The following is a 25,718-nucleotide window of genomic DNA, read 5'->3' as shown; positions in this document are numbered from 1 at the left end:
TGTTGTCTCCCCGCCTTATTTGCCGCCGAGCGTTACAAACAGGGTCAGGAGCCCCAGCATGCCGATGATCATGGCGAACGCGTAGTGATAGATGTAACCGGATTGGAGGAAGCGGATCACGCCGGCGAACCAGCCGATGAACCGGGCGCTGCCGTTGACGAGGCCATCGATCACCACGACGTCACCCTCCTTCCACAGGCCGCGGCCGATCGCCACCGAACCGCGGGCGAACACCACTTCGTTGATCTTGTCCAGGTAGTACTTGTTGTCCAGCAGCGTGTAGATCGGGCCGAACGCGCGGCGGATCGACGCCGGCAGTTCCGGGCGCTTCAGGTACAGGAACCACGCGACGACCACGCCGGCGAGCGCCAGCCACACCGGCAGGCCCGACACCGAGTGCAGGCCCATGCCCACCCAGCCGTGGAACTCTTCGGCCATCTCGGCGAGCGCCGGATGGTTTTCGCCGATGAAGATCACCTTGTCGAATGCGACGCCGTGCTGGAAGAAATCGCCGAACAGCATCGGGCTGATCGCGATCGCGCCGATGATCACCGACGGGATCGCCAGCAGGACCAGCGGCACCCACACGACCCACGGGGTCTCGTGCGGCTCGTGCGCGTGGTCGTCATGACCGTGGCCATGGCCGTGATCGTCGTGGCCGTGCGCGGCCGCCATGCCCATCGGCGATTCCGGATGCTTCGGCTTGCGGAAGCGCTCTTCGCCGTGGAACACCAGGAAGTACATGCGGAACGAGTACAGCGCCGTGACGAACACGCTCGCGACGACCGCGAAGTACGCGAAGCCCGAACCCGGCAGGTGCGACAGCTTCACCGCGTCGATGATCGAGTCCTTCGAGTAGAAGCCCGAGAAGAACGGCGTGCCGATCAGCGCGAGCGAACCGACGAGCGACGTGATCCACGTGATCGGCATGTACTTGCGCAGGCCGCCCATGTTGCGCATGTCCTGGTCGTGGTGCATGCCCATGATGACCGAGCCGGCGCCGAGGAACAGCAGCGCCTTGAAGAACGCGTGCGTCATCAGGTGGAACACGGCGACCGGGTAAGCGGACACGCCGAGCGCGACGGTCATGTAGCCGAGCTGCGACAGCGTCGAGTACGCGACCACGCGCTTGATGTCGTTCTGGACGATGCCGAGGAAGCCCATGAAGAGCGCCGTGATCGCGCCGATCACCGTGATGAACGACAGCGCGGTATCCGACAGTTCGAACAGCGGCGACATGCGCGACACCATGAAGATGCCGGCCGTCACCATCGTCGCCGCGTGAATCAGCGCCGAGATCGGGGTCGGGCCTTCCATCGAGTCCGGCAGCCACACGTGCAGCGGGAACTGGGCCGATTTACCCATCGCACCGATGAACAGGCAGATACAGGCAACGGTCAGCAGGCCCCAGTCGGTGCCCGGGAAGTGCAGGCTCGCGAGTTCCGCGCGCTTCGCGAACACTTCGCCGTAATTCATCGAGCCGGCGAACGCGAGCAGCAGGCCGATGCCGAGCAGGAAGCCGAAGTCGCCCACGCGGTTCACGAGGAACGCCTTCATGTTCGCGTAGATCGCGCTCTCACGCGTGAAGTAGAAGCCGATCAGCAGGTACGACACCAGACCCACCGCTTCCCAGCCGAAGAACAGCTGCAGGAAGTTGTTGCTCATCACGAGCATCAGCATCGAGAACGTGAACAGTGAGATGTACGAGAAGAAGCGCTGGTAGCCGTCTTCCTCCGCCATGTAGCCGATCGTGTACACGTGCACCATCAGCGAGACGAAGGTCACGACGACCATCATCATCGCGGTCAGCGAATCGACGAGGAAGCCGACTTCGAGCTTCAGCGAGCCGACGTTCATCCATTCGTAGACGGTCGCGTTGAAGCTTGCGCCGCCCATCACGTCGAAGAAGACTTTCGCCGACAGGAGGAACGCGATCAATACGCCGAGGATCGTGATCCGGTGTGCGCCCTTGCGCCCGACTGCGTTCCCGAACAGCCCCGCAATCAGCGAGCCGGCCAGCGGAGCGAGCGGAATCGCCAGCAGCAGGTTTTCATTGAGTGTCGTTGACATAACAGCGTAGCCTGAAATTAACCTTTGAGCTGATCGAGATCCTCGACATTGATCGTGTCGAGCTTACGGAACAGGGTCACCAGAATCGCGAGGCCGATCGCGGCTTCCGCTGCGGCGACGGTCAGCACGAAGAACACGAAGATCTGGCCGTGCACGTCGCCGAGGTAATGCGAAAACGCGACGAAGTTGGTGTTCACCGCCAGCAGCATCAATTCGATCGACATCAGGATGATGATGACGTTGCGGCGGTTCAGGAAAATCCCGACGATCGCGATCGCGAACAGGATCGCGCCGAGCACAAGGTAGTGAGCAAGAGTCAGCATGGTTTTCTTTTCCTCCGCTTAGCCGTTGGTGCCCGAACCGGCTTCGCTCTGCGCCGTTTCCGGCTGCGGCTTGTCCGCTTCCATCTTCACGAGGCGCACGCGGTCGTTGCGACGCACCTTGACCTGATCCGACACGCGCTGGCGCTTGCTGTCCTTGCCCTTGCGCTCGGTCAGCCCGATCGCGGCGATGATCGCGACCAGCAGCACCAGGCCGGCGATTTCGAACGCGAAGATGTAATCGGTGTAGATCACCTTGCCGATCAGGCGCGTATTCGACCAGTTGGCCATCTCGCCCGTCGCCATCGCGTGCACGGTGTGCGTGTCGCCGTAACCGCGCCACAGGATCAGCGCGGTTTCGATCACGATGATCGCGCCGACCACGGTTGCCATCGGCACGAAGCGCTTGAAGTCGCGGCGCAGGTAGTCGATGTTGATGTCCAGCATCATCACGACGAACAGGAACAGCACCATCACCGCGCCCACGTAGACCAGAACCAGCAGGATCGCGAGGAACTCCGCTTCCAGCAGCATCCAGATCGCGGCGGCGTTGAAGAACGCCAGCACAAGGAAAAGCGCAGACGCCACCGGGTTGCGCGAAGTGATCACCTTCAGCCCTGATACCACCAGGAGCAGCGCGAAGATGTAGAACAGTACGGTCGTGAATTCCATGATTACCGGTTCATCGTTAGGCCATAGTCAGGCGCGGCTTGCGGAACGCCCGCACCCGTCGCGGCGGCTCGGCCCGTTCATGCCGGGCCGGCACTGCAAACACAATCAACGATACGGCGCGTCGGCAGCCTTCGCCGCGGCGATGTCCTTCTCGTAGCGATCGCCCACCGCGAGCAGCATTTCCTTCGTGAAATACAGGTCGCCGCGCTTTTCGCCGTGGTACTCGAGAATCTGCGTCTCGACGATCGAATCGACCGGGCAGCTCTCTTCGCAGAAACCGCAGAAGATGCACTTCGTCAGGTCGATGTCGTAGCGCGTCGTGCGGCGCGTGTTGTCCGCGCGCGTTTCCGATTCGATCGTGATCGCCAGCGCGGGGCACACGGCCTCGCACAGCTTGCAGGCGATGCAGCGCTCTTCGCCGTTTTCGTAGCGGCGCAGCGCGTGCAGCCCGCGGAAACGCGGCGAAATCGGGGTCTTCTCTTCCGGGAACTGCACGGTGAACTTGCGCTTGAACGTGTAACGACCGGTCAGCGCGAGCCCCTTCAGCAGCTCGGTCAGGAAGAAAGTCTTAAAGAAGTGTTGGATAGCCGTCATGATTTCGTCCTTACTTCACCCAGATGTTCAGCGGCGACATCATCCAGAAGCCAACCACGATCACCCAGATCACCGTGACGGGCAGGAACACCTTCCAGCCCAGACGCATGATCTGGTCGTAACGGTAGCGCGGGAACGTCGCGCGCACCCAGATGAACACCGACAGCAGCGCGAAGACCTTCAGCACCAGCCAGAAGATGCCCGGGATGAACGACAGGAATTCGAACGGTGCGTCCCAGCCGCCGAGGAACAGCGTCGCGGCCAGTGCCGAGATCACGATCATGTTGATGTACTCGGCGAGGAAGAACAGCGCGAACGCCATGCCCGAGTAATCGATCATGTGACCCGCGACGATCTCCGACTCCCCTTCCACCACGTCGAACGGGTGACGGTTCGTTTCGGCGATGCCCGAGATGAAGTAGACGACGAACGCCGGCAGCAGCGGCAGCCAGTTCCACGACAGGAAATTCACGCCGTGGCCGGCGAAGAAGCCGTGCTGTTGCGAGCCGACGATTTCCGACAGGTTCAGGCTGCCGGCCGTCATCAGCACGAGCACCAGCGCGAAGCCCATCGAGATTTCGTACGACACCATCTGTGCCGCGGCGCGCATCGCGCCGAGGAATGCGTACTTCGAGTTCGACGCCCAGCCGGCGAGAATCACCGCGTACACGCCGATCGACGAGATCGCCATCGCGTACAGCAGGCCAGCGTTCACGTTCGCGAGCACGGCTTCCGCCTGGAACGGGATCACCGCCCACACGGCGAACGCCGGCACGACGGTCATCACCGGCGCGATCAGGTACAGCCAGCGGCTGGCGGCGCTCGGCTGAATGACTTCCTTCAGCAGCAGCTTCAGCACGTCGGCGATCGGCTGCAGCAGGCCGCCGGGGCCGACGCGGTTCGGGCCGAGACGCACGTGCATCCAGCCGATCAGCTTGCGTTCCCACAGAATCAGGTACGCGACGCACAGCAGGATGACGACGGAGACGACGAGGATGCGCACGACTGCCCACACCGTCGGCCACGCGAAGCCGAGAAGCTCGGCCCCGCCCGCGTTGATCGTATCGAACAAGCTCATTTACGCCTTCTCCACCACCAGTTCACCGGACAGGCTGCCGAGCGCTGCGCCGGCAGGCGTCGCCGCCGACACGCGAACGACCGTCTCCGCAAGATTCGCGTCGCGCACGGCCGGCAACTGCACCGCACGCTCGCCCTGGCGCACGCGCACGGCGTCGCCTTCCTTCAAGCCCAGCTTGTCGAACAGCGCGGCCGGCAGGGCTGCGGCATTCGCCGCCTTCGCGGCGGCCGTCAGGTGCAGCGCACCCGCGCGGCGCACGAGCGCGTCGGCGTGATAGATCGGCACATCGGCCAGGCGCTCGAAACCGCCGTTCACGGCATTCGCCGCGGCACGGGCCGGCGCGACCGACGTCTGGTTCGACAGACGGCCCGCGACGCCGGCGTCGCCGAGCGCGGCGAGACGCACTTCTTCCGCGGTCTCGTATTCGAAGTTCGGCAGGCCGAGCAGGCTGCCGAGCACGCGCAGCACCTTCCAGGCCGGACGCGTGTCGCCGAGCGGGCGCACGACGCCGTTGAAGCTCTGCACGGTGCCTTCCGCGTTGACGAACGTACCGGCCGTTTCGGTGAACGGCGCGACCGGCAGCAGCACGTCGGCGTAGTCGAGGCCGTGCTTGAACGGCGACATCACGACGACCATTTCAGCCTGGTTCAGCGCGGCAAGCGCCTGTGCCGGATCGGCGGTGTCGAATTCCGGTTCGACGTTCAGCAGCACGTAGCCCTTGCGCGGCTGCTCGAACGCTTCGCGTGCGTTCAGGCCGCCTTCGCCCGGCAGCGCGCCGACGACGTGCGCGCCGACCGTGTTCGCCGCTTCCGTCAGGAAGCCGAACGTGGCGCCGGTGTTGTCGGCGATCCACTGCGCGACGGCGTGCAGCTTCGCGAATTGCGGATGACGGACCGCGACGTTGCCGAGCAGCACCGCGCGGCGTTCGCCGTTCGCGAGCGACTGCGCGACAGCCTGGGCAGCCGGCGATGCAGTGACGCCCGCGAGCGCGTCGGGCAGCGCGACACCGCGCAGCTGTGCGACAGCGGCGGCGATGCCGGCCAGCTCGTCGAGCCATGCGGACGGCGCGGCGACGATGCGTTGCGCGGTAGGGATCAGCGAATCGTCACCGGTCGCGTGCAGGAAATGCAGCTTCGCGCCGTTCTTCGCAGCCTGACGCAGGCGCGATGCGAACAGCGGGTGGTCGCGGCGCAGGAACGAACCAATGACGAACGCGGCGTCCACGTTCGACAGATCGGCGATCGGCATGCCGAGCCACGGCGCGCCCTGGACCGGCGCCGAGAAATCCTGCTGACGCAGACGGAAGTCGACGTTCGGCGTCTTCAGTTCGTTGGCGAGCTGCTTCACGAGGAACAGCTCTTCCGCGGTGCTGTGCGCGCTCGCGAGCATCGCCAGCGCGTTCGCGCCGTGATCCGCGGCGACGCCCTTCAGGCCCTTCGCGACGTATTCCAGCGCGGTCTGCCAGTCGGTTTCGATCCACTGGCCGCCCTGCTTCAGCATCGGCTTCGTCAGGCGCTCTTCGCTGTTGAGGCCTTCATACGAGAAGCGGTCCTTGTCCGAGATCCAGCATTCGTTGATCGCTTCGTTCTCGAACGGCAGCACGCGCATCACGCGGTTGTTCTTCACCTGCACGACGAGGTTCGCGCCGACGGAATCGTGCGGGCTCACCGACTTGCGGCGCGACAGTTCCCACGTACGGGCGCTGTAGCGGAACGGCTTGCTGGTCAGCGCGCCGACCGGGCACAGGTCGATCATGTTGCCCGACATTTCGGAGTCGACCGTCTTGCCGACGAACGTCGTGATTTCCGAATGCTCGCCGCGGCCCAGCATGCCGAACTCCATCACGCCGGCGACTTCCTGGCCGAAGCGGACGCAGCGCGTGCAGTGGATGCAGCGCGACATTTCTTCCATCGAGATCAGCGGGCCCACGTTCTTGTGGAACACCACGCGCTTTTCTTCCGAGTAGCGCGACGACGACTTGCCGTAGCCGACCGCCAGATCCTGCAGCTGGCATTCGCCGCCCTGATCGCAGATCGGGCAATCGAGCGGGTGATTGATGAGGAGGAATTCCATCACCGACTGCTGCGCCTTCACGGCCTTGTCGGACTGCGTATGGACGATCATGCCGGCCGACACGGGGGTCGCACAGGCAGGCACGGCCTTCGGCATCTTCTCGACTTCGACGAGACACATCCGGCAGTTGGCCGCGACCGACAGTTTCTTGTGATAGCAGAAGTGAGGAATGTACGTGTCCGCCTTGTGCGCAGCCTGGATCACCATGCTGCCTTCGGGCACCTCGACCTTCTTGCCGTCTATTTCAAGTTCAACCATGATGGTGAATGGTCCTTAACCTATTTCCGCCCGTTCGCGCCTTCGCCCGACCGTGCGCTCAAATTCCGCAACCGGGTGTTTCGCTTCAGGCCGCCGCAGCCGAAGCCACATGCGACGCGTGGCCGCCGACCATGCAGTGCTTGTGCTCGACGTGGTACGCGAATTCGTCCCAGTAGTGCTTGAGCATCCCGCGAACCGGCATCGCCGCCGCATCGCCGAGCGCGCAGATCGTGCGGCCCATGATGTTCTCGGCCACCGAGTTCAGCAGGTCCAGATCTTCCTGGCGCCCTTCGCCGTGCTCGATACGGTTCACGACGCGATACAGCCAGCCGGTGCCTTCACGGCACGGCGTGCACTGACCGCACGATTCCTCGTAGTAGAAGTACGACAGGCGCAGCAGCGAACGCACCATGCAGCGCGTCTCGTCCATCACGATCACCGCGCCGGAACCGAGCATCGAGCCGGCCTTCGCGATCGAGTCGTAGTCGAGATCCGTCTGCATCATGATGTCGCCCGGGATCACCGGCGCCGACGACCCGCCCGGAATCACGGCCTTGATCTTCTTGCCGCCACGCATCCCGCCGGCGAGCTCCATCAGCGTCGCGAACGGCGTGCCGAGCGGCACTTCGTAGTTGCCCGGGCGCTCGACGTCGCCCGACACCGAGAAAATCTTCGTGCCGCCGTTGTTCGGCTTGCCGATCTCGAGGTAATTCTGCGGCCCGATGGACAGCAGGAACGGCACCGCGGCGAACGTCTCGGTGTTGTTGATCGTGGTCGGCTTGCCGTACACGCCGAAGCTCGCCGGGAACGGCGGCTTGAAGCGCGGCTGGCCTTTCTTGCCTTCGAGCGACTCGAGCAGCGCCGTTTCCTCGCCGCAGATGTACGCGCCGTAACCGTGGTGCGCGTGCAGCTGGAACGAGAATTCCGAGCCCATGATGTTGTCGCCGAGGAACCCGGCCGCGCGCGCTTCATCGAGCGCGGCTTCGAAGCGTCGATACACTTCGAAGATTTCGCCGTGGATGTAGTTGTAGCCGACGGTGATGCCCATCGCGTATGCGCCGATGGCCATGCCTTCGATCAGCGCGTGCGGGTTCCAGCGCAGGATGTCGCGATCCTTGAACGTGCCCGGCTCGCCTTCGTCCGAGTTGCAGACGAGGTACTTCTGCCCCGGGAACTGGCGCGGCATGAAGCTCCACTTCAGGCCGGTCGGGAAGCCCGCGCCGCCGCGGCCGCGCAGGCCCGACGCCTTCACGTCGGCGATCACCTGCTCGGGCGGAATCTTTTCTTCGAGAATGCGGCGCAGTTGCTTGTAGCCGCCGCGTGCAACGTAATCTTCGAGGTGCCAGTTCTCGCCGTTCAGACCAGCGAGGATCAGCGGTTTGATGTGACGGTCGTGGAGGGACGTCATTTCGAGAGCTCCTCAAGCAGCTGGTCGATCTTCTCGCGGCTCATGAAGCTGCACATTCTGTGATTGTTCACCAGCAGCACCGGCGCATCGCCGCACGAGCCCATGCATTCGCCTTCCTTCAGCGTGAACTTGCCGTCGGGCGTGGTCTCGCCGAAGCCGATGCCCAGCTTCTGTTTCAGGTAGTCGGCAGTCGCTTCCGCGCCGCCGTGCGGGCCGAGCTGGCACGGCAGGTTCGTGCAGAGCGTGATCTTGTGCTTGCCGACCGGTTTGAGCTCGTACATCGTGTAGAACGTCGCGACTTCCTGCACGGCGACGGCCGGCATGCCGAGATAGTCCGCGACGAACTGCATCAGTTCGGGCGACAGCCAGCCGTGCTCTTCTTGAGCCACGGCCAACGCCGACATCACGGCGGACTGTTTCTGATCGGCGGGATACTTCGTCAACGCTCGATCGATTTCCTTCAGGCCTTCAGCTGAGATCATTTTCAGACACGACTCTTTCAATTCCTACCGAACGAACAACCTGCCGCACACTGGGGTGCATGGACGGCAGACCTGGCGCTCACTCTGTTGACAGCTTGCGAAGCCGCGCCGGTTCGGCGCATACCGCTTGTAACTTCGCGTGCGACTGACTGCTCGCCGCCCGCGCTCGCGGGCGGCGCAACCATTAGCGATCGATTTCGCCGAACACGATGTCCTGCGTACCGATGATCGTGACGGCGTCGGCGATCATGTGACCGCGCGCCATTTCGTCGAGCGACGCCAGGTGCGCGAAACCCGGCGCGCGAATCTTGAGGCGATACGGCTTGTTGGCGCCATCGGACACGAGGTAGATGCCGAACTCCCCCTTCGGATGCTCGACCGCCGCGTACGCTTCGCCTTCCGGCACATGAAAACCTTCGGTGAAGAGCTTGAAGTGGTGAATCAAGTCTTCCATGTTGGTCTTCATGCCGACGCGCGACGGCGGGGCAACCTTGTGATTGTCCGTCATCACCGGGCCCGGATTCTTGCGGAGCCACTCAATACACTGTTTCGCGATGCGGATCGACTGGCGCATTTCTTCGACGCGCACCAGATAGCGGTCGTAGCAATCGCCGTTCACGCCGACCGGCACGTCGAAATCCATCCGATCGTACACTTCGTAGGGCTGCTTCTTGCGCAGGTCCCATGCGATGCCCGAGCCGCGCAGCATCGGGCCCGTCAGGCCCATCTGCAGCGCACGTTCCGGGCTCACCACGCCGATCCCGACCAGACGCTGTTTCCAGATCCGGTTGTCGGTCAGCAGCGTTTCGTATTCGTCGACGCACTTCGGGAAGCGCGTGAAGAAATCGTCGATGAAGTCGAGCACCGAGCCGCTGCGCGCTTCGTTCATCTTCGCGAGCGCCTTCTCGTTGCGAATCTTCGACGCCTTGTATTGCGGCATTGCGTCAGGCAGATCGCGATAGACGCCGCCCGGACGATAGTAGGCCGCGTGCATCCGGGCGCCGGACACCGCTTCGTACACGTCCATCAGGTCTTCGCGTTCGCGGAAAGCGTACAGGAACACGGCCATCGCGCCGACGTCGAGTGCGTGCGCGCCGATCCACATCAGGTGGTTCAGCACGCGCGTGATTTCGTCGAACAGCACGCGGATGTACTGCGCGCGCTCCGGCACTTCGATGCCGAGCAGCTTTTCAATCGCGAGCACGTAGCCGTGCTCGTTGACCATCATCGACACGTAGTCGAGACGGTCCATGTACGGCACGGACTGGATGAAGGTTTTGGATTCCGCGAGCTTTTCGGTCGCGCGGTGCAGCAGGCCGATGTGCGGATCGGCACGCTGAATGACTTCGCCGTCGAGCTCGAGCACGAGGCGCAGCACGCCGTGCGCTGCCGGGTGCTGCGGGCCGAAGTTGAGCGTGTAGTTCTTGATTTCTGCCATGACGCCCCCTTAATGTTTCAGACCGCCATAGCGATCCTCGCGGATCACGCGCGGCGTGATTTCGCGCGGCTCGATCGTCACCGGCTGGTACACGACCCGCTTCTCTTCCGGGTCGTAACGCATTTCGACGTAACCCGACACCGGGAAGTCCTTGCGGAACGGGTGACCGATGAAGCCGTAGTCGGTGAGGATGCGGCGCAGGTCGGGGTGGCCTTCGAACACGATGCCGTACAGGTCGAACGCTTCGCGCTCGTACCAGTTCGCCGAGGTCCAGATGTCGACCAGCGACGCCACGATCGGCAGATCGTCGTCCGGCGCGAATGCGCGCAGGCGCAGGCGCCAGTTGTTGGTGACCGACAGCAGGTGCGACACGGCCGCGAAGCGCGGGCCGTCGTAGGCGCCGTCACCGAAGGTCTGGTAGTCGACGCCGCAGAGGTCGATCAGTTGCTCGAAACGGAGCTTCGGATCGTCGCGCAGGGTCTTTGCGACTTCGAGGTAATCGCTCGCCTTCACGACGAGCGTCAGTTCACCGATCGCTTCGGTGAGGCTCACCACGCGCGCGCCGAGCGCGGCTTCGAGGTTTGCCTTCAGGGTCTCGATTTTGCTTGCCATATTGAGGGGACGCTCGGGGCTTTATTGACGGGCGATGGTATTGGTGCGACGGATCTTCGCCTGAAGCTGGATCACGCCGTAGACCAGCGCCTCGGCCGTGGGCGGACAGCCCGGCACGTAGACGTCGACCGGCACGATCCGGTCGCAGCCGCGGACTACCGAGTACGAATAGTGGTAATAACCACCGCCGTTGGCGCATGACCCCATCGAGATCACCCAGCGCGGCTCGGCCATCTGGTCGTACACGCGGCGCAGCGCGGGCGCCATCTTGTTGCACAGCGTGCCGGCGACGATCATCACGTCCGACTGACGCGGGCTCGGACGAAACACGACGCCGAACCGGTCCAGATCGTAACGGGCCGCGCCCGCATGCATCATCTCGACGGCGCAACACGCGAGCCCGAACGTCATCGGCCACAGCGAGCCGGTACGCGTCCAGTTGATCAGCTTGTCAGCCGTCGTGGTGACAAACCCTTCCTTCAAGACCCCTTCGATACTCATTTGCTTTCCACTCCAGACGAGCGACCGAGCGTGGCCGCTCATGCAAACCGGCGATTAACCCATCACTCCCAGTCGAGGCCGCCTTTCTTCCAGATATAGGCAAAGCCCAGCAGGAATTCGAGCAGAAAAATCATCATTGCGATGAAACCCGGCCAGCCGATATCCCGGAGCGCGACGCCCCACGGGAACAGGAATGCGGTTTCGAGATCGAAGATGATGAACAGGATGGCGACGAGGTAATACCGAACGTCGAATTTCATCCGGGCGTCTTCAAAGGCTTCGAAGCCGCACTCGTACGGTGCATTCTTCTCGACGTCCGGCTTGTTGGGACCAAGGAGCTTGCCGATGCTGACCAGCGCTATACCTAAACCAGTGCCCACGAGGAGGAACAACAAGACGGGGTAATAGGCTGCGAGGTTCAAGGCAATCCTCTATCGGTTGGTTCTGAGCGTCCGGAGAATACCACTTCCGGCGGAAGGAATCATTTCGGAGTGCAGGCGATCGCAAGACAACCGCAAGCCCACCCCACAAATGAAAAATGCCAGCCACTGGAAGCGGCTGGCATTGAGTAACTTTGGTGCCGACGGCGAGACTCGAACTCGCACAGCTTTCGCCACTACCCCCTCAAGATAGCGTGTCTACCAATTTCACCACGTCGGCACTGCATGCAACTCGGGTTGTGCTGCTCGTTCCCGCGAATCGCTTCAAGAATTAAATTCTAACCCGAGTTCCGGATTTGTTCAACGCACAACCGCAAAAAAATTAACTTTTTATTTCGGGACATCCTGGCCCGGCGCGCTTGCGGCCGAACCGGCGGCAGCGGACGCCGCGACAGCCGGCGCCGATGCCGCGGGGGCCGATGCCGGCGCGGTCACTGCCGTGCCGAGCACGCCTGCCGACGGCGTCGACTTGTACGAACCGAGGTACGTCAGCGCGAGCGTCGCGACGAAGAAGATCGTCGCAAGAATGCCCGTCGTGCGCGACAGAAAGTTCGCCGAGCCCGTCGCACCGAACAAACTGCCGGACGCACCGCTGCCGAATGCGGCGCCCATGTCGGCACCCTTGCCGTGCTGCAGCAGCACGAGCCCGATCACACCAAGCGCAGACAGCACCTGCACCACAATAATCAGCGTCTTGAATAACAGCATCACACCCACCCGATTGGATCGGGCGACCGGACCGACCGGCCGCCGTCATGGTTCAAATCGATCTCGGACCGCTCAACGCGCGGCCCGGCAGATCGCCAGGAAATCTTCCGCCTTCAGCGACGCGCCGCCGATCAGGCCGCCGTCGATGTCCAGCTGCGCGAACAGCTCTTCCGCGTTGTCCGGCTTCACGCTGCCGCCGTACAGCACGGACACGTCCGCCGCACCCTTTGCCGCGAGACGCGTCCGCAGGAACGCATGCACGTCCTGCGCCTGCGCCGACGTCGCGCTCTTGCCCGTGCCGATCGCCCAGACCGGCTCGTACGCGACGACGATACGCGCGGCCTCGTCAGCCGTCAGCGCTGCCAGCACCACGTCGAGCTGCGCACCGACGACCTGCTCGGTCGCGCCCGACTCGCGCTCGTCGAGCGTCTCGCCGACACACACGACCGGCACGAGGCCGGCCGCGAGCGCGCGCTGCGCCTTCGCCGCGACCGTCTCGTTGCTTTCGCCGTGATACGCGCGACGCTCCGAGTGGCCGACGATCGCATACCGCGCGCCGAACTCCGCCACCATCGCGGCCGCCACCTCACCGGTGAATGCGCCTTGCTCGTGCGCGGACACGTCCTGCGCACCGAACGCGACACGGCCACCGCCAAGCTGCGCCTGAACCTGCGCGAGATACGGGAACGGCACGCACACGCCGATCGACGTTTCAGCCGCCACCGTGCCCGCACCCTGCACCACTTCGTTCAGCAGCGCCTGGTTGCCGGCCAGCCGGCCGTGCATCTTCCAGTTGCCGATCACTCGCTTTGTTCGTTGTTTCGACATCGTGTCTGTCTCGTCACTATCTTGTCATTAACGTGCCGGAACCCGGCCGTCAGGTTGGATCTGGCGAAGCAAACCCGCGATTTTACTGCGCGCGGCTTGAACCGGTCAAACCGCGCATGTCAAGCCCGCCGCACGGGCCGTCAGGCGTTCGATCCCCAATCGAGCACGATCTTGCCGGTATGCTCGCTGCTTTCCATCAGCGCATGCGCCTGGGCGGCGTCCGCGGCGGGCAACACGCGATAGATCACCGGCTTGATACGGCCGTCGGCGAGCAACGGCCACACGCGCGCCTTCAGCTGCGCGGCGATACGGGCCTTGAATTCGACCGGGCGCGGACGCAGCGTCGAGCCGGTCACGGTCAGCCGGCGGCGCAGGATCTCGCTCAGGTTGACCTCGGCCTTCGCGCCGCCGAGCAGCGCGATCAGCACGAGACGGCCACCATCCGCGAGCGCGGACAGCTCGCGCGGCACGTACGAGCCCGCGACCATGTCGAGGATCACGTCGACGCCGCGATCGTGCGTCAGCGACTTCACGACTTCGACGAAGTCTTCGGTCTTGTAGTCGATCGCGCGCTCGGCGCCGAGCGCCTCGCACGCGCGGCACTTGTCGGCGGTGCCGGCCGTCGCGAACACGCGAAAGCCGAGCGCATGCGCGATCTGGATCGCCGTCACGCCGATGCCGCTCGAGCCGCCCTGCACGAGCAGGGTCTCCTGCTCGCCGCCCTCGCCCGCGCCGAGCTGCGCACGGTCGAACACGTTGCTCCACACGGTGAAAAACGTTTCGGGCAGCGAGGCGGCCTCGATATCGGTGAGGCCATCCGGCACCGGCAGGCACTGCGGCAGCGGCGCGACCGCATATTCGGCATAGCCGCCGCCCGCGAGCAGCGCGCACACGCGATCGCCCAGTTTCAGGCCGAACGGGTTCAGGGCCGCATCGGACAAATCGCCGCCGACGATCTCGCCCGCGACCTCGAGGCCCGGCAGATCCGACGCACCCGGCGGCGGCGCATAGGCGCCCTTGCGCTGGAACACGTCGGGCCGGTTCACGCCCGAAGCCGCCACCTTGATCAGCACCTCGCCGCGCTTCGGTTCGGGGCGCGGACGCTCCGCGAGCTTCAGCACGTCGGGGGCGCCGAATTCGGTGATTTCGATGGCTTTCATGGTGAGAGTCGCTCCAGGATCGGAATCGGATGGCACGCCCGTGCGCACGACGCGGGCGCCTCGCCGGCGCTGCTGCGCCGCACAACGATGCTACAGAAAAAACGGCCGGCACGCTTTCGCACTGCCGGCCGTTGATCCGCCTGTCCGCTTACTGCTGCGGCGGCGTATCCGACTGCGCTGCCGCCGCTGCTTCATTCAGCAGCGCCTTGGCCGACAGACGCACGCGACCCTTCTCGTCCGTCTGGATCACCTTGACCTTCACCTGCTGACCTTCCTTCAGGTAGTCGTTGATGTCCTTCACGCGCTCGTTGACGATTTCCGAGATGTGCAGCAGGCCATCCTTGCCCGGCAGCAAGTTCACGATCGCACCGAAATCGAGCAGCTTGAGCACCGTGCCTTCGTACACCTGACCGACTTCGATTTCAGCCGTGATTTGCTCGATGCGCTTCTTCGCTTCGGCCATGCCTTCGCTGCTCGTGCTGGCGATCGTCACGACGCCGTCGTCCGAGATGTCGATGGTCGTGCCCGTTTCTTCCGTCAGCGCGCGGATCACCGAACCGCCCTTGCCGATCACGTCGCGGATCTTTTCCGGGTTGATCTTGACCGTGATCATGCGCGGCGCGAATTCCGACAGTTGCGTGTTCGCACCCGACACCGCCGACGTCATCTTGCCGAGGATGTGCAGGCGGCCTTCCTTCGCCTGCGCGAGCGCGACCTGCATGATTTCCTTCGTGATGCCCTGGATCTTGATGTCCATCTGCAGCGCCGTCACGCCCTGCTCCGTGCCGGCCACCTTGAAGTCCATGTCGCCGAGGTGATCTTCGTCGCCGAGGATGTCGGTCAGCACCGCGAACTTGTTGCCTTCGAGGATCAGGCCCATCGCGATACCCGCGACGTGCGCCTTCATCGGCACGCCGGCGTCCATCAGCGCGAGGCAGCCGCCGCACACCGAAGCCATCGACGACGAACCGTTCGATTCGGTGATTTCCGACACGACGCGGATCGAGTAGCCGAATTCGTCGGCGCTCGGCAGGCACTTGACCAGCGCGCGCTTGGCGAGACGGCCGTGGCCGATTTCGCGGCGCTTCGGCGAGCCGACGCGGCCCGTTTCGCCGGTCGCGAACGGGGGCATGTTGTAGTGGAGCATGAAGCGCTCGCGGTATTCGCCTTCGAGCGCGTCGATGATCTGCTCGTCACCCTTCGTGCCGAGCGTCGCGACGACCAGCGCCTGCGTCTCGCCGCGCGTGAACAGCGCCGAGCCGTGAGTACGCGGCAGCACGCCGGTGCGGATCTCGATCGGGCGCACGGTGCGCGTGTCGCGGCCGTCGATGCGCGGCTCGCCGTTCAGGATCTGCGAACGGACGATCTTCGCTTCGATGTCGAACAGTACGTTGCCGACCGTGGCCTTGTCGGCCGCGACCGTACCGGCCGCCAGCGCGTCTTCCTCGAGCTTCGCCGAGGTTGCCGCGTAGACTTCCTTCAGCTTGGCCGAACGCGCCTGCTTGTCGCGGAGCTGGTAAGCGGCGAGCAGATCGTTCTGCGCCAGCTCGGTCACGCGCGCGATCAGCGCCTCGTTCTTCGGCGCCGGCTGCCAGTCCCACTCGGGCTTGCCACCGTCGCGCACCAGTTCGTGGATCGCGTCGATCGCGATCTGCATCTGCTCGTGGCCGAACACCACGGCGCCCAGCATCACTTCTTCCGACAGCTGGTCGGCTTCCGACTCGACCATCAGCACCGCGCGCTCCGTACCCGCGACGACGAGGTCGAGGCTCGAGGCCTTGAGCTGGTCACGCGTCGGGTTCAGCACGTAGGCGTTGTCGATGTACGCGACGCGCGCGGCACCGACCGGGCCGTTGAACGGCAGGCCCGACACGGCGAGCGCGGCCGACGCGCCGATCAGCGCGGGGATGTCGGCCGGGATTTCCGGATTCACGGACAGCACGTGGATCACGACCTGGACTTCGTTGTAGAAGCCTTCCGGGAACAGCGGGCGCAGCGGACGGTCGATCAGGCGCGACGTCAGCGTCTCGTGCTCCGACGGACGGCCTTCGCGGCGGAAGAACCCGCCCGGGATCTTGCCGGCCGAATAGGTCTTTTCGAGGTAGTCGACGGTCAGCGGGAAGAAATCCTGGCCCGGCTTCGCCGACTTCGCGCCGACGACGGTTGCCAGCACGACGGTGTCTTCGACGTCGACGATCACGGCGCCGCTCGCCTGGCGAGCGACTTCACCGGTTTCGAGGCGCACCTTGTGCTGACCCCACTGGAATTCCTTCACGACCTTGTTGAACATGGACATGGTTGCTCCTTTGTATTCATGCATTTCATTCGCCGCGCCGGCCATCCCGCGCGGCGGCGTCCCGACCGAATCACCCGGAGCAAGGTGTGTTTTTTATGCCATTCCAGCGCGGCGCTCAGGCAGCGCCGCGCTGGAATGACACAAATCCTGCCCCGGTATCGGTCGTGGCGGCGGCCCCGCACGAACGTGCCGGACAGCCTGCGGTGCGTGTGACGCTACGCACCGCGCAAAAACAAAATGCCTGTATCAGCGGACTGACACAGGCATCTTGCTGGCGGCAATCGCCTCGATTACTTACGCAGACCCAGCTTCTCGATCAGTGCGCGGTAACGGTCGGCATCCTTGCCCTTGAGGTAGTCGAGCAGCTTGCGGCGGCGGCTCACCATGCGCAGCAGGCCGCGGCGGCTGTGGTGATCCTTCGCGTGGGTCTTGAAGTGACCCGTCAGTTCGACGATACGTGCGGTCAGCAGTGCGACCTGGACTTCGGGCGACCCCGTGTCGTTGGTACCGCGGGCGAACTGAGCAACGACTTCCGACTTCTTGATATCTGCAACAGACATGTGATTTCCTTTCTAACTGAACAGGCGGACACGGAAGAATGGCCGTGCCGTGACTTACAACCGGCGCGCATTGTAGCACAACTCGGTGCCGTTCTTACCGCCCTCCGTCACGGGCGCGTCATCGAGCACGTCGACGGCATCTCCGTACGCTGCGCCGGCACCGCGAGCACCGTCCGGAAGCCGTAGCCCGATCCCTCGTTGTCGAAGCGCACGCCCGGCGTGCCGACCTTGTCCATTTCCATCACGTAAAGGGGCTGGATCAACTGGTGATCCTGGGCGCGCATCCGCGACGCGTGGAAGCCGTCGTCGAACGGCAGGCCCTCGAGCGCACGCGCGACCGCCACCGGGTCGGCCGAACCCGCACGGGTCATCGCCGCGGCCAGCATCTGGATCATCTGGCTCATCCGCCGCACCGGGTAGTCGTCCTGCGCGGCCGGGAAACGGGTCCGGAATGCGCGGTAGAACGCGTCGGACTTGGCGCCGCCCGCGTTCGGGTGCCAGTCGGCCACCGCCACGACGCGGCCGACACCCGCGTCGCCGAGGGCCGCCGGCGCGCCGAGGCTGTTGCCGTAGAACGTATAGAACTTCGCGTCGAGCCCCTGTTCGCGCGCCGCCTTCACGAGCAGCGTGAGGTCGTTGCCCCAGTTGCCGGTCACGACGGCGTCCGCGCCGCTGGCGCGGATCTTCGCGATATACGGCGAGAAATCCTTGATCCGGCCGATCGGGTGGAATTCGTCGCCCGCGATCGTCACGTCCGGGCGCCGCGCCGCGAGCGCCTGCCGCGCGAGCGTGCTGACGTCGTGGCCGAAGCTGTAGTCCTGGTTCAAGAGATAGACCTTGCGCAGCGCGCGATCACGCGCCATCACGTCCGCGAGTGCGGCCATCCGCATGCCGGCATGTGCATCGAAGCGGAAATGCCAGAAACTGCAACGCGCGCCGGTCAGCGCCGGATCGTCGGCCGAATAATTCAGGAACAGCATCCGGTTGTCCGGATCGCGTGCGTTCAGCTTGTCGAGCGCGGCGACGAGCGCGGCCGCGACGGCCGAGCTGTTGCCCTGCGCGACGAAGCCGACATGCCGGTCGGCGGCCGCGCGCAACTGCACGAGCGCTTCCTCCGGGCTGCCCTTGCTGTCGAGCACGACGAGTTCGAGCGGATGCGCGCCGTCACGCAGCTTCACGCCGCCCGCCGCATTGACCTGCTCGACGCCGAAACGCAGGTTGCGCTCCACCGCCGCGCCCGCGTTCGCGAACGGGCCCGACATCCCTTCGATCAGCGCGATCCGCACCGGCTCGCCGCCGGCAAACGCGGACGACACCAGCATCCACCCCGCGCTCCACGCGAGCGCGCACCGCTTCCACCCCTGCATCGGCCACCTGCCCTTCAATCTGCCCGAGAAGCGCGGATCATAGGCCGCCGCGCCCGCCACCCGCAAGCGTGACAGCAGGCGATCCGCACCGATTTTTTCCGCGCGATGCCCCGTCGCGCGGCGTCCGTGATAAAACGGGACTTGTTTCCGTGTTCTGGAGAATCCGATGCGCATTCGCATTCCCGCGCGCCTGCCCGTGCTGATCGCCGGTGCAGCCGCGCTGCTGGCCGGTTGCGCGCAACCGTGGCAGCAATACCAGGCCGGCCAGGACGAGTCGGCGATCGTCGCGCGCATGGGCCCGCCGCGCGAGATCTACGACCTGCCAGGCGGCGGCAAGCGCCTGATGTGGCCGACCCAGCCGATGGGCGAAATCACGGTCGCGGCCGACGTCGATGCAGCCCACCGGATCGTCAACGTGCGCCAGGTGCTGCAGCCGAGCGAGTTCTATCGCGCGGAGATCGGCAAGTGGACGAAGACCGACGTGCTCGTCAATTTCGGACGCCCGGTCGAAACCGCCTACTTCCCGCTGATGAAACGCGAGGTGTGGACGTACCGGTATCTCGAGGACAACGTCTGGTACATGATGTACAGCTTCTACTTCGATCCGCAGGGCATCCTGCGCACCACGCAGAAAACACCGGACCCGCTGCACGATCCCGATCGCCGCACCCTGTTCTGACCGATTGCGTATTTACACGCAATTGTCGCAATGGCCATTCACGGATTATTGCGTGAATGGCCATTTCATTTTTTCCGCTGCCTTATTTAATTCCACGAATAAGACGGAAAACTTTTCCGATCGATGACAGCGCGATGGCGATACGCTGAACGCCCCGTCATGCGGGCCATTGCGAGAATGCAGGCGCGCCCGGTGCATGTCGTGCGTCGCGCTGGTGCATGCAATGCACTACGCCCAATCAATTTGAAACAATTTGTATCAACTCACCCGCAGTGCTAGGGCATACCCCTAATATCAGTCGAAAATCCAACCTTTCAATTTAGAAAGCATGCGATTGCGCCATTTCGTTCGATATTTATTTGCCTTTATCAAAAAGGAGTCCTCATGAATCGCCCCAAGAGCATGCTGGTTGCCAACATTGCCTGGGCCCGCGAGACGCGCGAACACACGCCCGGCTTTTTCGACGCGCTCGCGCGCGGCCAGAATCCGCGCGTGCTGTGGATCGGTTGCGCCGACAGCCGCGTGCCGGCCGAAACCATCACGCACTGCGCGCCCGGCGAGCTGTTCGTCCATCGCAACATCGCGAACCTGTTCCACCCCGACGACGACAATTCCGCCAGCGTGCTCGAGTACGCGGTGCGGGTGCTGAAGGTCGACCACGTGATCGTGTGCGGTCACTACGGGTGCGGCGGCGTGCGTGCATCGCTGCTGCCGCCGCCCGCCGACCTGCCGCACGTCGCGCGCCGCATCGCACCGCTTTGCGCACTCGCGCGGCGCCATCGCGACACGCTCGACGGGCTCGACGACATGGCCGCCGCCGACCGCCTCGCCGAGCTGAACGTGCTGGAACAGGTTCGGCTGCTGCGCGCGTCGCCGATCGTGCGCGGCCGCGAGCGGCCGCCGCTCGTGCACGGCTGGATCTTTTCGCTCGCCGATGGCCGCCTGAAGGAGCTCGATTCCGGCTATGCAGCACCATCGGCCGAAGCCGCGCTCGAGCCTGAGCCTGCCGCGACCGTCGCCGCGCTCGGTTGACCCGCGCCTGCCCCTCCACGCCAACGAAATCACCCCAATCATGAAACTGAACGAGCGCCTGTCCACCCTGCCGCGCGACATCGTCGCCGGCATCGTCGTTTTCCTCGTCGCGCTACCGCTCTGTCTCGGCATCGCCAATGCTTCCGGCGTCGAGCCGTTCGCCGGGCTCGTGTCGGGCATCGTCGGCGGCATCGTCGTCGCGCTGCTGAGCGGTTCGTCGCTGTCCGTCAGCGGGCCGGCCGCCGGCCTCGTCGTGATCGTCGTCGAAGGCATCGCGCAGCTCGGCAGCTTCTCCGCGTTCCTGCTCGCGGTGCTGCTGTCCGGCGTGCTGCAGTTCGGCTTCGGCATGCTGCGCGCCGGCCGCTTCGCCGCCTACGTGCCGTCGCCCGTCATCAAGGGCATGCTCGCCGCGATCGGCCTGCTGCTGATCGTGAAGCAGATCCCGTTCGCCTTCGGCATCGGCGGCCAGGCCGCGCAATCGTTTGCGAACTGGCCGGGCCTGCCGGTCGCCTGGGCCGCCACGGCCATCGCGCTGGTGTCGCTGGCGCTGCTGATCGCGTGGGACACGCCGGCACTCAAGCGCTTCGCGTGGGTACGTTCAGTACCCGCCCCGCTCGCGGTCGTCGTGCTCGGCATCGGCGCGACGCTCGTGCTCGGCGTGGTCGCACCGGCAGCCGCACCGGGCGCCGCCCATCGCGTCACGCTGCCCGAATTCAACTCGTTCGCGGCGCTCGCGGCATCGCTCAAGCATGCAGAGCTCGGTCCGAACCTCGCGCAACTGGTCAATCCCGACGTATGGCGCGTTGCGATCACGCTTGCGGTCGTCGCGAGCCTCGAGACGCTGCTGTGCCTCGAAGCGGTCGAACAGATCGATCCGAAGCGGCGGCCGACGCAACCCGATCGCGAACTGAAGGCACAGGGCGTCGGCAACCTGGTCGCGGGCGCCGTCGGCGGCTTGCCGATCACGTCGGTGATCGTGCGCAGTTCGGCCAACGTCAACGCCGGCGCGCAAAGCCGGATGTCCGCGATCGTGCACGGGATCCTCCTGCTCGCGAGCGTGTTTGCGCTCACGGGCCTGATCAACCTGATCCCGCTCGCGAGCCTGGCCGCGATCCTGATCCACACCGGCCTGAAGCTCGCGAAACCGGCGCTGTTCCGCTCGGTCATGAAGCAAGGCCCGGCCGCGTTCGCGCCGTTCGTCGCGACGATCGCGGGCGTGCTGGCGGTCGACCTGCTGTTCGGCATCGCGCTCGGCCTCGCGTGCAGCGTGCTGGCCGTCGCCGTCGCGAACCTGAAGAGCCCCGTCACGCTCGCGCAGCATGATGATCACTTCCTGCTGTCGTTCCGCAAGGACGTGTCGTTTCTCGGGAAGGTGCAGGTCAAGCACCACCTGCGGCACATTCCGGACCGGGCGGCGGTGATCATCGACGCGACGCGCGCCGACTACATCGATCACGACGTGCTCGAACTGCTCGACGCGTTCGTCGCCGATGCGCCGCGGCGCGGGATCGCGGTCGAGTTCCGCCGGCGCAATCCGGCACCACGCCCGGCGGCGCGCCGCTGGCTGTTCCGCGCACCGGCCGCGGAATGAGCGGCCAATGAAAAAACGCCCCGGCGGCGCAGGGCCGCACGGGGCGTTTCGGGGCGGCACAACGCGCGGCGCTTACGAGCGCTGCGGGTTGAGCTTGTCGTCCTTCGAGTGCAGCTTGTTCAGCGCGGAAATGTACGCCTTCGCGGACGCGGCGACGATATCCGGATCGGTGCCGACGCCGTTGACGATCCGCCCGCTCTTCGACAGCCGGACAGTCACTTCGCCCTGCGCCTGCGTGCCGGTCGTGATCGCGTTCACCGAGTACAGCAGCAGCTCGGACCCGCTGCCGACTTCACCTTCGATCGCATTGAACGTCGCGTCGACCGGGCCGTTGCCGCGCGCCTCGCCGGTCACTTCGTTGCCTTCGACCGCGAACACGACCTTCGCCTGCGGCTGCTCGCCCGTTTCCGAACGCTGCGACAGCGACACGAACTTGAAGTGCTCCTGTTCCTGCGCAAGCGCCGATTCCTCGGACACGATCGCGATGATGTCCTCGTCGAAGATCTCCGCCTTGCGGTCGGCCAGATCCTTGAAGCGCATGAACGCGGCATTCAGTTCGGCTTCGCTGTCGAGCGACACGCCCAGTTCCTGCAGACGCTGCTTGAACGCGTTACGGCCCGACAGCTTGCCGAGCACGATCTTGTTCGCGGTCCAGCCCACGTCTTCCGCGCGCATGATCTCGTAGGTGTCGCGCGCCTTCAGCACGCCGTCCTGGTGAATGCCCGATGCGTGCGCGAATGCGTTCGCGCCGACCACCGCCTTGTTCGGCTGCACGACGAAGCCGGTAATCTGCGACACGAGCTTCGACGTCGGCACGATCTGCGTCGTGTCGATGCCGACGTCGAGACCGAAGTAGTCCTTGCGGGTCTTCACGGCCATCACGATTTCCTCGAGCGACGTGTTGCCCGCGCGCTCGCCGAGACCGTTGATCGTGCATTCGATCTGCCGCGCACCGCCGATCTTCACGCCGGCGAGCGAGTTCGCCACCGCCATCCCGAGATCGTTGTGGCAATGCACGGAGAAGATCGCCTTGTCCGAGTTCGGAATGCGTTCGCGCAGCGTCTTCACGAGGTTGCCGTAGAGTTCCGGCACGCCGTAGCCGACCGTATCGGCGATGTTGATCGTCGTCGCGCCCTCGGCGATCACGGCTTCCAGCACGCGGCACAGGAAATCGAGATCCGAACGGCTGCCGTCTTCCGGCGAGAATTCGACGTTGTCGGTGAACTTGCGCGCGAAACGCACCGCGAGACGCGCCTGCTCGAACACCTGGTCCGGCGTCATCCGCAGCTTCTTCTCCATGTGCAGCGGCGACGTCGCGATGAACGTGTGGATCCGCGCGCTATTGGCCGGCTTGAGTGCGTCCGCCGCGCGCTGGATGTCCTTGTCGTTGGCCCGCGCCAGCGAACAGATCGTGCTGTCCTTCACGAGACCGGCGATCGTGTGGATCGCGTCGAAATCGCCGTTCGAGCTGGCGGCGAAACCCGCCTCGATCACGTCGACCTTCATCCGCTCGAGGTGCTTCGCGATGCGGATTTTCTCTTCCTTCGTCATCGACGCGCCGGGCGATTGTTCACCGTCGCGCAACGTCGTATCGAAAATGATCAGCTTGTCTGTCATGGGGGGGCTCCAGGGCTCTTTATACGGAAGTCAAACGTAATGAGATCGCGCCACCGCTGGCGACGCTCAACAACAGACGAGGCTTGAGACGGGGGGCGAGAACGGTCAGCGCGGCAGGCGCGCCAAAGCTAGCGCGCGTAGCGGCGCACCGGCTAGAAGGAGGGAGAGGCGGGGAAATGCAGTCATGCCAAAGACTATAGCGACATTCCGTTGGCCGCGCAATCGGACGGCACCCGGGAATGGACGTGGCTCGGCCAGAAAAAGGGGCAAATGAAAACGGCGGCCCCCGAGGCCGCCGTTTCCGGGCAGATCGCCGATCGCGCGCGGGCGTCAGTGATCGCGCTGCGACGAGCGCGCAGGATTCGCGCGCCCGCGGATGGCCATGTAGGCCCAGAACACGTAGCCGGACAGACCGTACAGCACGAACAGGCAGAACAGCATCAGCGGCGGATCGGACGACACGAGCACGAACGCGACGACGACGAGCAGGATGGCCGCGAACGGTACGCGATGCCGCACGTCGAGCGCCTTGCCGCTGTAGAACGGTGCGTTCGACACCATCGTCACGCCCGCGTAGATCGTCAGCACGAACGCGACCCACGGCAGCCAGCCGAGCTTCATCGGCACGCGGTTGTCGGTCGCGAGCCACACGAAACCGGCGATCAGCGCGGCGGCGGCCGGGCTCGGCAGCCCCTGGAAGAAGCGCTTGTCGACCACGCCGATGTTCGTGTTGAAGCGCGCGAGGCGCAGCGCGGCGCCCGAGCAATAGACGAACGCGGCGAGCCAGCCCCAGCGGCCGAGATCCTTCAGCACCCACTCGTACATCACGAGCGCGGGCGCGACGCCGAACGACACCATGTCGGAGAGGCTATCGAACTGCTCGCCGAACGCGCTCTGCGTATGGGTCATGCGTGCGACGCGCCCGTCCATCCCGTCGAGCACCATCGCCACGAAAATCGCGATCGCGGCGATCTCGAAGCGTACGTTCATCGCCTGCACGACCGCGAAGAAGCCGCAGAACAGCGCGGCGGTCGTGAATGCGTTCGGCAGCAGATAGATGCCGCGCGTCTTCAGGAACCGCTGGCGCGCGGCGCGGCGGCTCTCGAGCGGCGCCGCATCGGGCGCCATCACCTTGTTGCGGCGGAACGGGCGTGGCGTCTGGCCGGCGCCGTTGCGCGGCCGACGCGGTTTGAATGCGGCCATCGTGCGCCCCGCCGCTTACTGTTCGAGCTCGGCGAGGATCGTCGACGACGCGTAGACCTTCTCGCCGATCGACACCTTCGCGCGGCTGCCGAGCGGCAGGTACACGTCGACGCGCGAACCGAAGCGGATGAAACCGTAACGCTGGCCGCGCGACAGCGGCTCGCCGGCGCGCACGTAGCAGAGGATCCGGCGGGCGATCAGGCCGGCGATCTGCACGGACGTGACGGTCTTGCCGCTCGCCGTCTGGATCACGACCGCATTGCGCTCGTTCTCCGTCGACGCCTTGTCGATCGCCGCGTTCAGGAACGCGCCCGGGAAGTACTCGACCTTGCTGATCGCGCCATCGACCGGCGAACGCTGCGAATGGACATTGAAGACATTCATGAACACGCTGATCTTCAGCGCTTCGCGGTTCGCGTACGGATCCTGCGCGGTCTCGACCGCGACGATGCGGCCGTCCGCCGGGCACAGCACCGCGTTCGGCTGCGCCGGGATCGGGCGCTGCGGATCGCGGAAGAACTGGACGACGAAAACGAGCAGCAGCCAGAACGGCCACGCGAAGCCGAAGCCCCCGACGGCATGGATCAACAGCGCGATGACGGCTGCAATCGCGATGAACGGCCAGCCTTCGCGCGCGATGATCGGATGAGGATAGTTCATGGATTCGTTCTGTGTTCGGTGAATTGCAAAGCACGTAGCATAACAAAAGCCGCCCGGGGCACTGCTGCCTT

The 25,718-nt window shown here is 64.8% G+C and carries 24 protein-coding genes and 1 tRNA gene; 3 read left to right on the top strand and 22 right to left on the bottom strand.

The features are described from left to right. Window positions 1–15: 15 nt before the first annotated feature. The 19 genes from nuoL to HWX07_RS25685 form a co-directional block, all read right to left on the bottom strand. Window positions 16–2,070 carry an NADH-quinone oxidoreductase subunit L gene (gene nuoL, locus HWX07_RS25775; RefSeq protein ID WP_175878138.1) on the bottom strand — a complete coding sequence of 685 codons (2,055 nt, stop codon included), beginning with the start codon at window positions 2,068–2,070 and terminating at the stop codon, window positions 16–18. Window positions 2,071–2,087: 17 nt separating this feature from the next. Further along, window positions 2,088–2,393 carry an NADH-quinone oxidoreductase subunit NuoK gene (nuoK, locus tag HWX07_RS25770; protein ID WP_006478272.1) on the bottom strand — a complete coding sequence of 102 codons (306 nt, stop codon included), beginning with the start codon at window positions 2,391–2,393 and terminating at the stop codon, window positions 2,088–2,090. 18 nt (window positions 2,394–2,411) lie between these two features. Further along, window positions 2,412–3,062, bottom strand: a complete 651-nt coding sequence (locus tag HWX07_RS25765) for an NADH-quinone oxidoreductase subunit J (RefSeq protein ID WP_011545812.1) — start codon at window positions 3,060–3,062, stop codon at window positions 2,412–2,414. 105 nt (window positions 3,063–3,167) lie between these two features. Further along, complete coding sequence (gene nuoI / locus HWX07_RS25760; RefSeq protein WP_006478270.1) at window positions 3,168–3,656, bottom strand: NADH-quinone oxidoreductase subunit NuoI; 489 nt, start codon at window positions 3,654–3,656, stop codon at window positions 3,168–3,170. Window positions 3,657–3,666: 10 nt separating this feature from the next. Further along, window positions 3,667–4,734: an NADH-quinone oxidoreductase subunit NuoH gene (gene nuoH / locus HWX07_RS25755; RefSeq protein ID WP_059233605.1), complete on the bottom strand. Its 1,068-nt coding sequence runs from the start codon at window positions 4,732–4,734 to the stop codon at window positions 3,667–3,669. Then, a complete protein-coding gene (gene nuoG, locus HWX07_RS25750; protein WP_175878137.1) occupies window positions 4,735–7,065 on the bottom strand; it encodes an NADH-quinone oxidoreductase subunit NuoG in 2,331 nt (776 codons plus the stop codon). Between the two features lie 85 nt (window positions 7,066–7,150). After that, window positions 7,151–8,473, bottom strand: a complete 1,323-nt coding sequence (nuoF, locus tag HWX07_RS25745) for an NADH-quinone oxidoreductase subunit NuoF (protein WP_175878136.1) — start codon at window positions 8,471–8,473, stop codon at window positions 7,151–7,153. Then, the gene (gene nuoE, locus HWX07_RS25740) at window positions 8,470–8,955 is read right to left on the bottom strand and encodes an NADH-quinone oxidoreductase subunit NuoE (protein WP_006478266.1); all 486 of its coding nucleotides are present in this window, start codon (window positions 8,953–8,955) and stop codon (window positions 8,470–8,472) included. Before nuoE ends, nuoF begins: the two co-directional genes overlap by 4 nt. A gap of 184 nt (window positions 8,956–9,139) precedes the next feature. Further along, window positions 9,140–10,393, bottom strand: a complete 1,254-nt coding sequence (locus tag HWX07_RS25735) for an NADH-quinone oxidoreductase subunit D (RefSeq protein ID WP_006478265.1) — start codon at window positions 10,391–10,393, stop codon at window positions 9,140–9,142. 9 nt (window positions 10,394–10,402) lie between these two features. Continuing rightward, window positions 10,403–11,005 (bottom strand): NADH-quinone oxidoreductase subunit C, encoded by a 603-nt coding sequence (locus HWX07_RS25730; RefSeq protein WP_006478264.1) that lies wholly within the window; start codon window positions 11,003–11,005, stop codon window positions 10,403–10,405. A gap of 21 nt (window positions 11,006–11,026) precedes the next feature. After that, the gene (locus HWX07_RS25725; RefSeq protein ID WP_006398799.1) at window positions 11,027–11,506 is read right to left on the bottom strand and encodes an NADH-quinone oxidoreductase subunit B; all 480 of its coding nucleotides are present in this window, start codon (window positions 11,504–11,506) and stop codon (window positions 11,027–11,029) included. A 62-nt stretch (window positions 11,507–11,568) separates the two neighbouring features. After that, the gene (locus HWX07_RS25720; protein WP_006398798.1) at window positions 11,569–11,928 is read right to left on the bottom strand and encodes an NADH-quinone oxidoreductase subunit A; all 360 of its coding nucleotides are present in this window, start codon (window positions 11,926–11,928) and stop codon (window positions 11,569–11,571) included. Between the two features lie 153 nt (window positions 11,929–12,081). After that, window positions 12,082–12,166, bottom strand: a tRNA-Leu gene (locus HWX07_RS25715). A gap of 110 nt (window positions 12,167–12,276) precedes the next feature. Beyond that, window positions 12,277–12,654 (bottom strand): preprotein translocase subunit SecG, encoded by a 378-nt coding sequence (secG, locus tag HWX07_RS25710; RefSeq protein ID WP_034201508.1) that lies wholly within the window; start codon window positions 12,652–12,654, stop codon window positions 12,277–12,279. Between the two features lie 72 nt (window positions 12,655–12,726). Further along, window positions 12,727–13,482, bottom strand: a complete 756-nt coding sequence (gene tpiA, locus HWX07_RS25705; protein ID WP_175878135.1) for a triose-phosphate isomerase — start codon at window positions 13,480–13,482, stop codon at window positions 12,727–12,729. Window positions 13,483–13,622: 140 nt separating this feature from the next. Continuing rightward, window positions 13,623–14,642: an NAD(P)H-quinone oxidoreductase gene (locus tag HWX07_RS25700; RefSeq protein ID WP_175878134.1), complete on the bottom strand. Its 1,020-nt coding sequence runs from the start codon at window positions 14,640–14,642 to the stop codon at window positions 13,623–13,625. Window positions 14,643–14,790: 148 nt separating this feature from the next. Continuing rightward, window positions 14,791–16,938, bottom strand: a complete 2,148-nt coding sequence (pnp, locus tag HWX07_RS25695) for a polyribonucleotide nucleotidyltransferase (RefSeq protein ID WP_011545817.1) — start codon at window positions 16,936–16,938, stop codon at window positions 14,791–14,793. 290 nt (window positions 16,939–17,228) lie between these two features. Continuing rightward, the gene (rpsO, locus tag HWX07_RS25690; protein WP_006398792.1) at window positions 17,229–17,498 is read right to left on the bottom strand and encodes a 30S ribosomal protein S15; all 270 of its coding nucleotides are present in this window, start codon (window positions 17,496–17,498) and stop codon (window positions 17,229–17,231) included. A gap of 107 nt (window positions 17,499–17,605) precedes the next feature. Beyond that, window positions 17,606–18,865: a branched-chain amino acid ABC transporter substrate-binding protein gene (locus HWX07_RS25685; RefSeq protein ID WP_175878133.1), complete on the bottom strand. Its 1,260-nt coding sequence runs from the start codon at window positions 18,863–18,865 to the stop codon at window positions 17,606–17,608. 166 nt (window positions 18,866–19,031) lie between these two features. On the opposite strand from HWX07_RS25685, the gene HWX07_RS25680 reads away from it, so the two are divergent. From HWX07_RS25680 to HWX07_RS25670, 3 genes are all read left to right on the top strand, one after another. Beyond that, on the top strand, window positions 19,032–19,544 hold the full coding sequence (locus tag HWX07_RS25680) for a hypothetical protein (protein WP_175878132.1): 513 nt from the start codon (window positions 19,032–19,034) through the stop codon (window positions 19,542–19,544). A gap of 384 nt (window positions 19,545–19,928) precedes the next feature. Then, window positions 19,929–20,576 (top strand): carbonic anhydrase, encoded by a 648-nt coding sequence (locus HWX07_RS25675; RefSeq protein WP_175878131.1) that lies wholly within the window; start codon window positions 19,929–19,931, stop codon window positions 20,574–20,576. 40 nt (window positions 20,577–20,616) lie between these two features. Next, on the top strand, window positions 20,617–22,167 hold the full coding sequence (locus tag HWX07_RS25670) for a SulP family inorganic anion transporter (RefSeq protein WP_175878130.1): 1,551 nt from the start codon (window positions 20,617–20,619) through the stop codon (window positions 22,165–22,167). Window positions 22,168–22,239: 72 nt separating this feature from the next. Here HWX07_RS25670 and HWX07_RS25665 read toward each other — a convergent pair whose 3' ends face one another. The 3 genes from HWX07_RS25665 to HWX07_RS25655 form a co-directional block, all read right to left on the bottom strand. Beyond that, window positions 22,240–23,784, bottom strand: a complete 1,545-nt coding sequence (locus HWX07_RS25665) for a 2-isopropylmalate synthase (protein ID WP_175878129.1) — start codon at window positions 23,782–23,784, stop codon at window positions 22,240–22,242. 330 nt (window positions 23,785–24,114) lie between these two features. Beyond that, window positions 24,115–24,987: a CDP-diacylglycerol--serine O-phosphatidyltransferase gene (pssA, locus tag HWX07_RS25660; RefSeq protein WP_175878128.1), complete on the bottom strand. Its 873-nt coding sequence runs from the start codon at window positions 24,985–24,987 to the stop codon at window positions 24,115–24,117. Between the two features lie 15 nt (window positions 24,988–25,002). Further along, window positions 25,003–25,647, bottom strand: a complete 645-nt coding sequence (locus tag HWX07_RS25655) for a phosphatidylserine decarboxylase (RefSeq protein WP_006491035.1) — start codon at window positions 25,645–25,647, stop codon at window positions 25,003–25,005. Window positions 25,648–25,718 lie beyond the last annotated feature (71 nt).

This window comes from Burkholderia sp. BCC0097, from assembly GCF_902832985.1.
Classification (GTDB): domain Bacteria; phylum Pseudomonadota; class Gammaproteobacteria; order Burkholderiales; family Burkholderiaceae; genus Burkholderia; species Burkholderia orbicola.
The sequence above is the reverse complement of the archived record's forward strand: the minus strand, read 5'-3'. Positions and strand labels throughout refer to the sequence as shown.

Excerpts from the sequence above, each read along its gene's own strand:
- nuoL (WP_175878138.1), bottom strand. The coding sequence starts at position 2,070 with ATGTCAACGACACTCAATGAAAACCTGCTGCTGGCGATTCCGCTCGCT.
- nuoK (WP_006478272.1), bottom strand. The coding sequence starts at position 2,393 with ATGCTGACTCTTGCTCACTACCTTGTGCTCGGCGCGATCCTGTTCGCG.
- HWX07_RS25765 (WP_011545812.1), bottom strand. The coding sequence starts at position 3,062 with ATGGAATTCACGACCGTACTGTTCTACATCTTCGCGCTGCTCCTGGTG.
- nuoI (WP_006478270.1), bottom strand. The coding sequence starts at position 3,656 with ATGACGGCTATCCAACACTTCTTTAAGACTTTCTTCCTGACCGAGCTG.
- nuoH (WP_059233605.1), bottom strand. The coding sequence starts at position 4,734 with ATGAGCTTGTTCGATACGATCAACGCGGGCGGGGCCGAGCTTCTCGGC.
- nuoG (WP_175878137.1), bottom strand. The coding sequence starts at position 7,065 with ATGGTTGAACTTGAAATAGACGGCAAGAAGGTCGAGGTGCCCGAAGGC.
- nuoF (WP_175878136.1), bottom strand. The coding sequence starts at position 8,473 with ATGACGTCCCTCCACGACCGTCACATCAAACCGCTGATCCTCGCTGGT.
- nuoE (WP_006478266.1), bottom strand. The coding sequence starts at position 8,955 with ATGATCTCAGCTGAAGGCCTGAAGGAAATCGATCGAGCGTTGACGAAG.
- HWX07_RS25735 (WP_006478265.1), bottom strand. The coding sequence starts at position 10,393 with ATGGCAGAAATCAAGAACTACACGCTCAACTTCGGCCCGCAGCACCCG.
- HWX07_RS25730 (WP_006478264.1), bottom strand. The coding sequence starts at position 11,005 with ATGGCAAGCAAAATCGAGACCCTGAAGGCAAACCTCGAAGCCGCGCTC.
- HWX07_RS25725 (WP_006398799.1), bottom strand. The coding sequence starts at position 11,506 with ATGAGTATCGAAGGGGTCTTGAAGGAAGGGTTTGTCACCACGACGGCT.
- secG (WP_034201508.1), bottom strand. The coding sequence starts at position 12,654 with ATGCTGTTATTCAAGACGCTGATTATTGTGGTGCAGGTGCTGTCTGCG.
- tpiA (WP_175878135.1), bottom strand. The coding sequence starts at position 13,482 with ATGTCGAAACAACGAACAAAGCGAGTGATCGGCAACTGGAAGATGCAC.
- HWX07_RS25700 (WP_175878134.1), bottom strand. The coding sequence starts at position 14,642 with ATGAAAGCCATCGAAATCACCGAATTCGGCGCCCCCGACGTGCTGAAG.
- pnp (WP_011545817.1), bottom strand. The coding sequence starts at position 16,938 with ATGTCCATGTTCAACAAGGTCGTGAAGGAATTCCAGTGGGGTCAGCAC.
- rpsO (WP_006398792.1), bottom strand. The coding sequence starts at position 17,498 with ATGTCTGTTGCAGATATCAAGAAGTCGGAAGTCGTTGCTCAGTTCGCC.
- HWX07_RS25685 (WP_175878133.1), bottom strand. The coding sequence starts at position 18,865 with ATGCAGGGGTGGAAGCGGTGCGCGCTCGCGTGGAGCGCGGGGTGGATG.
- HWX07_RS25680 (WP_175878132.1), top strand. The coding sequence starts at position 19,032 with ATGCGCATTCGCATTCCCGCGCGCCTGCCCGTGCTGATCGCCGGTGCA.
- HWX07_RS25675 (WP_175878131.1), top strand. The coding sequence starts at position 19,929 with ATGAATCGCCCCAAGAGCATGCTGGTTGCCAACATTGCCTGGGCCCGC.
- HWX07_RS25670 (WP_175878130.1), top strand. The coding sequence starts at position 20,617 with ATGAAACTGAACGAGCGCCTGTCCACCCTGCCGCGCGACATCGTCGCC.
- HWX07_RS25665 (WP_175878129.1), bottom strand. The coding sequence starts at position 23,784 with ATGACAGACAAGCTGATCATTTTCGATACGACGTTGCGCGACGGTGAA.
- pssA (WP_175878128.1), bottom strand. The coding sequence starts at position 24,987 with ATGGCCGCATTCAAACCGCGTCGGCCGCGCAACGGCGCCGGCCAGACG.
- HWX07_RS25655 (WP_006491035.1), bottom strand. The coding sequence starts at position 25,647 with ATGAACTATCCTCATCCGATCATCGCGCGCGAAGGCTGGCCGTTCATC.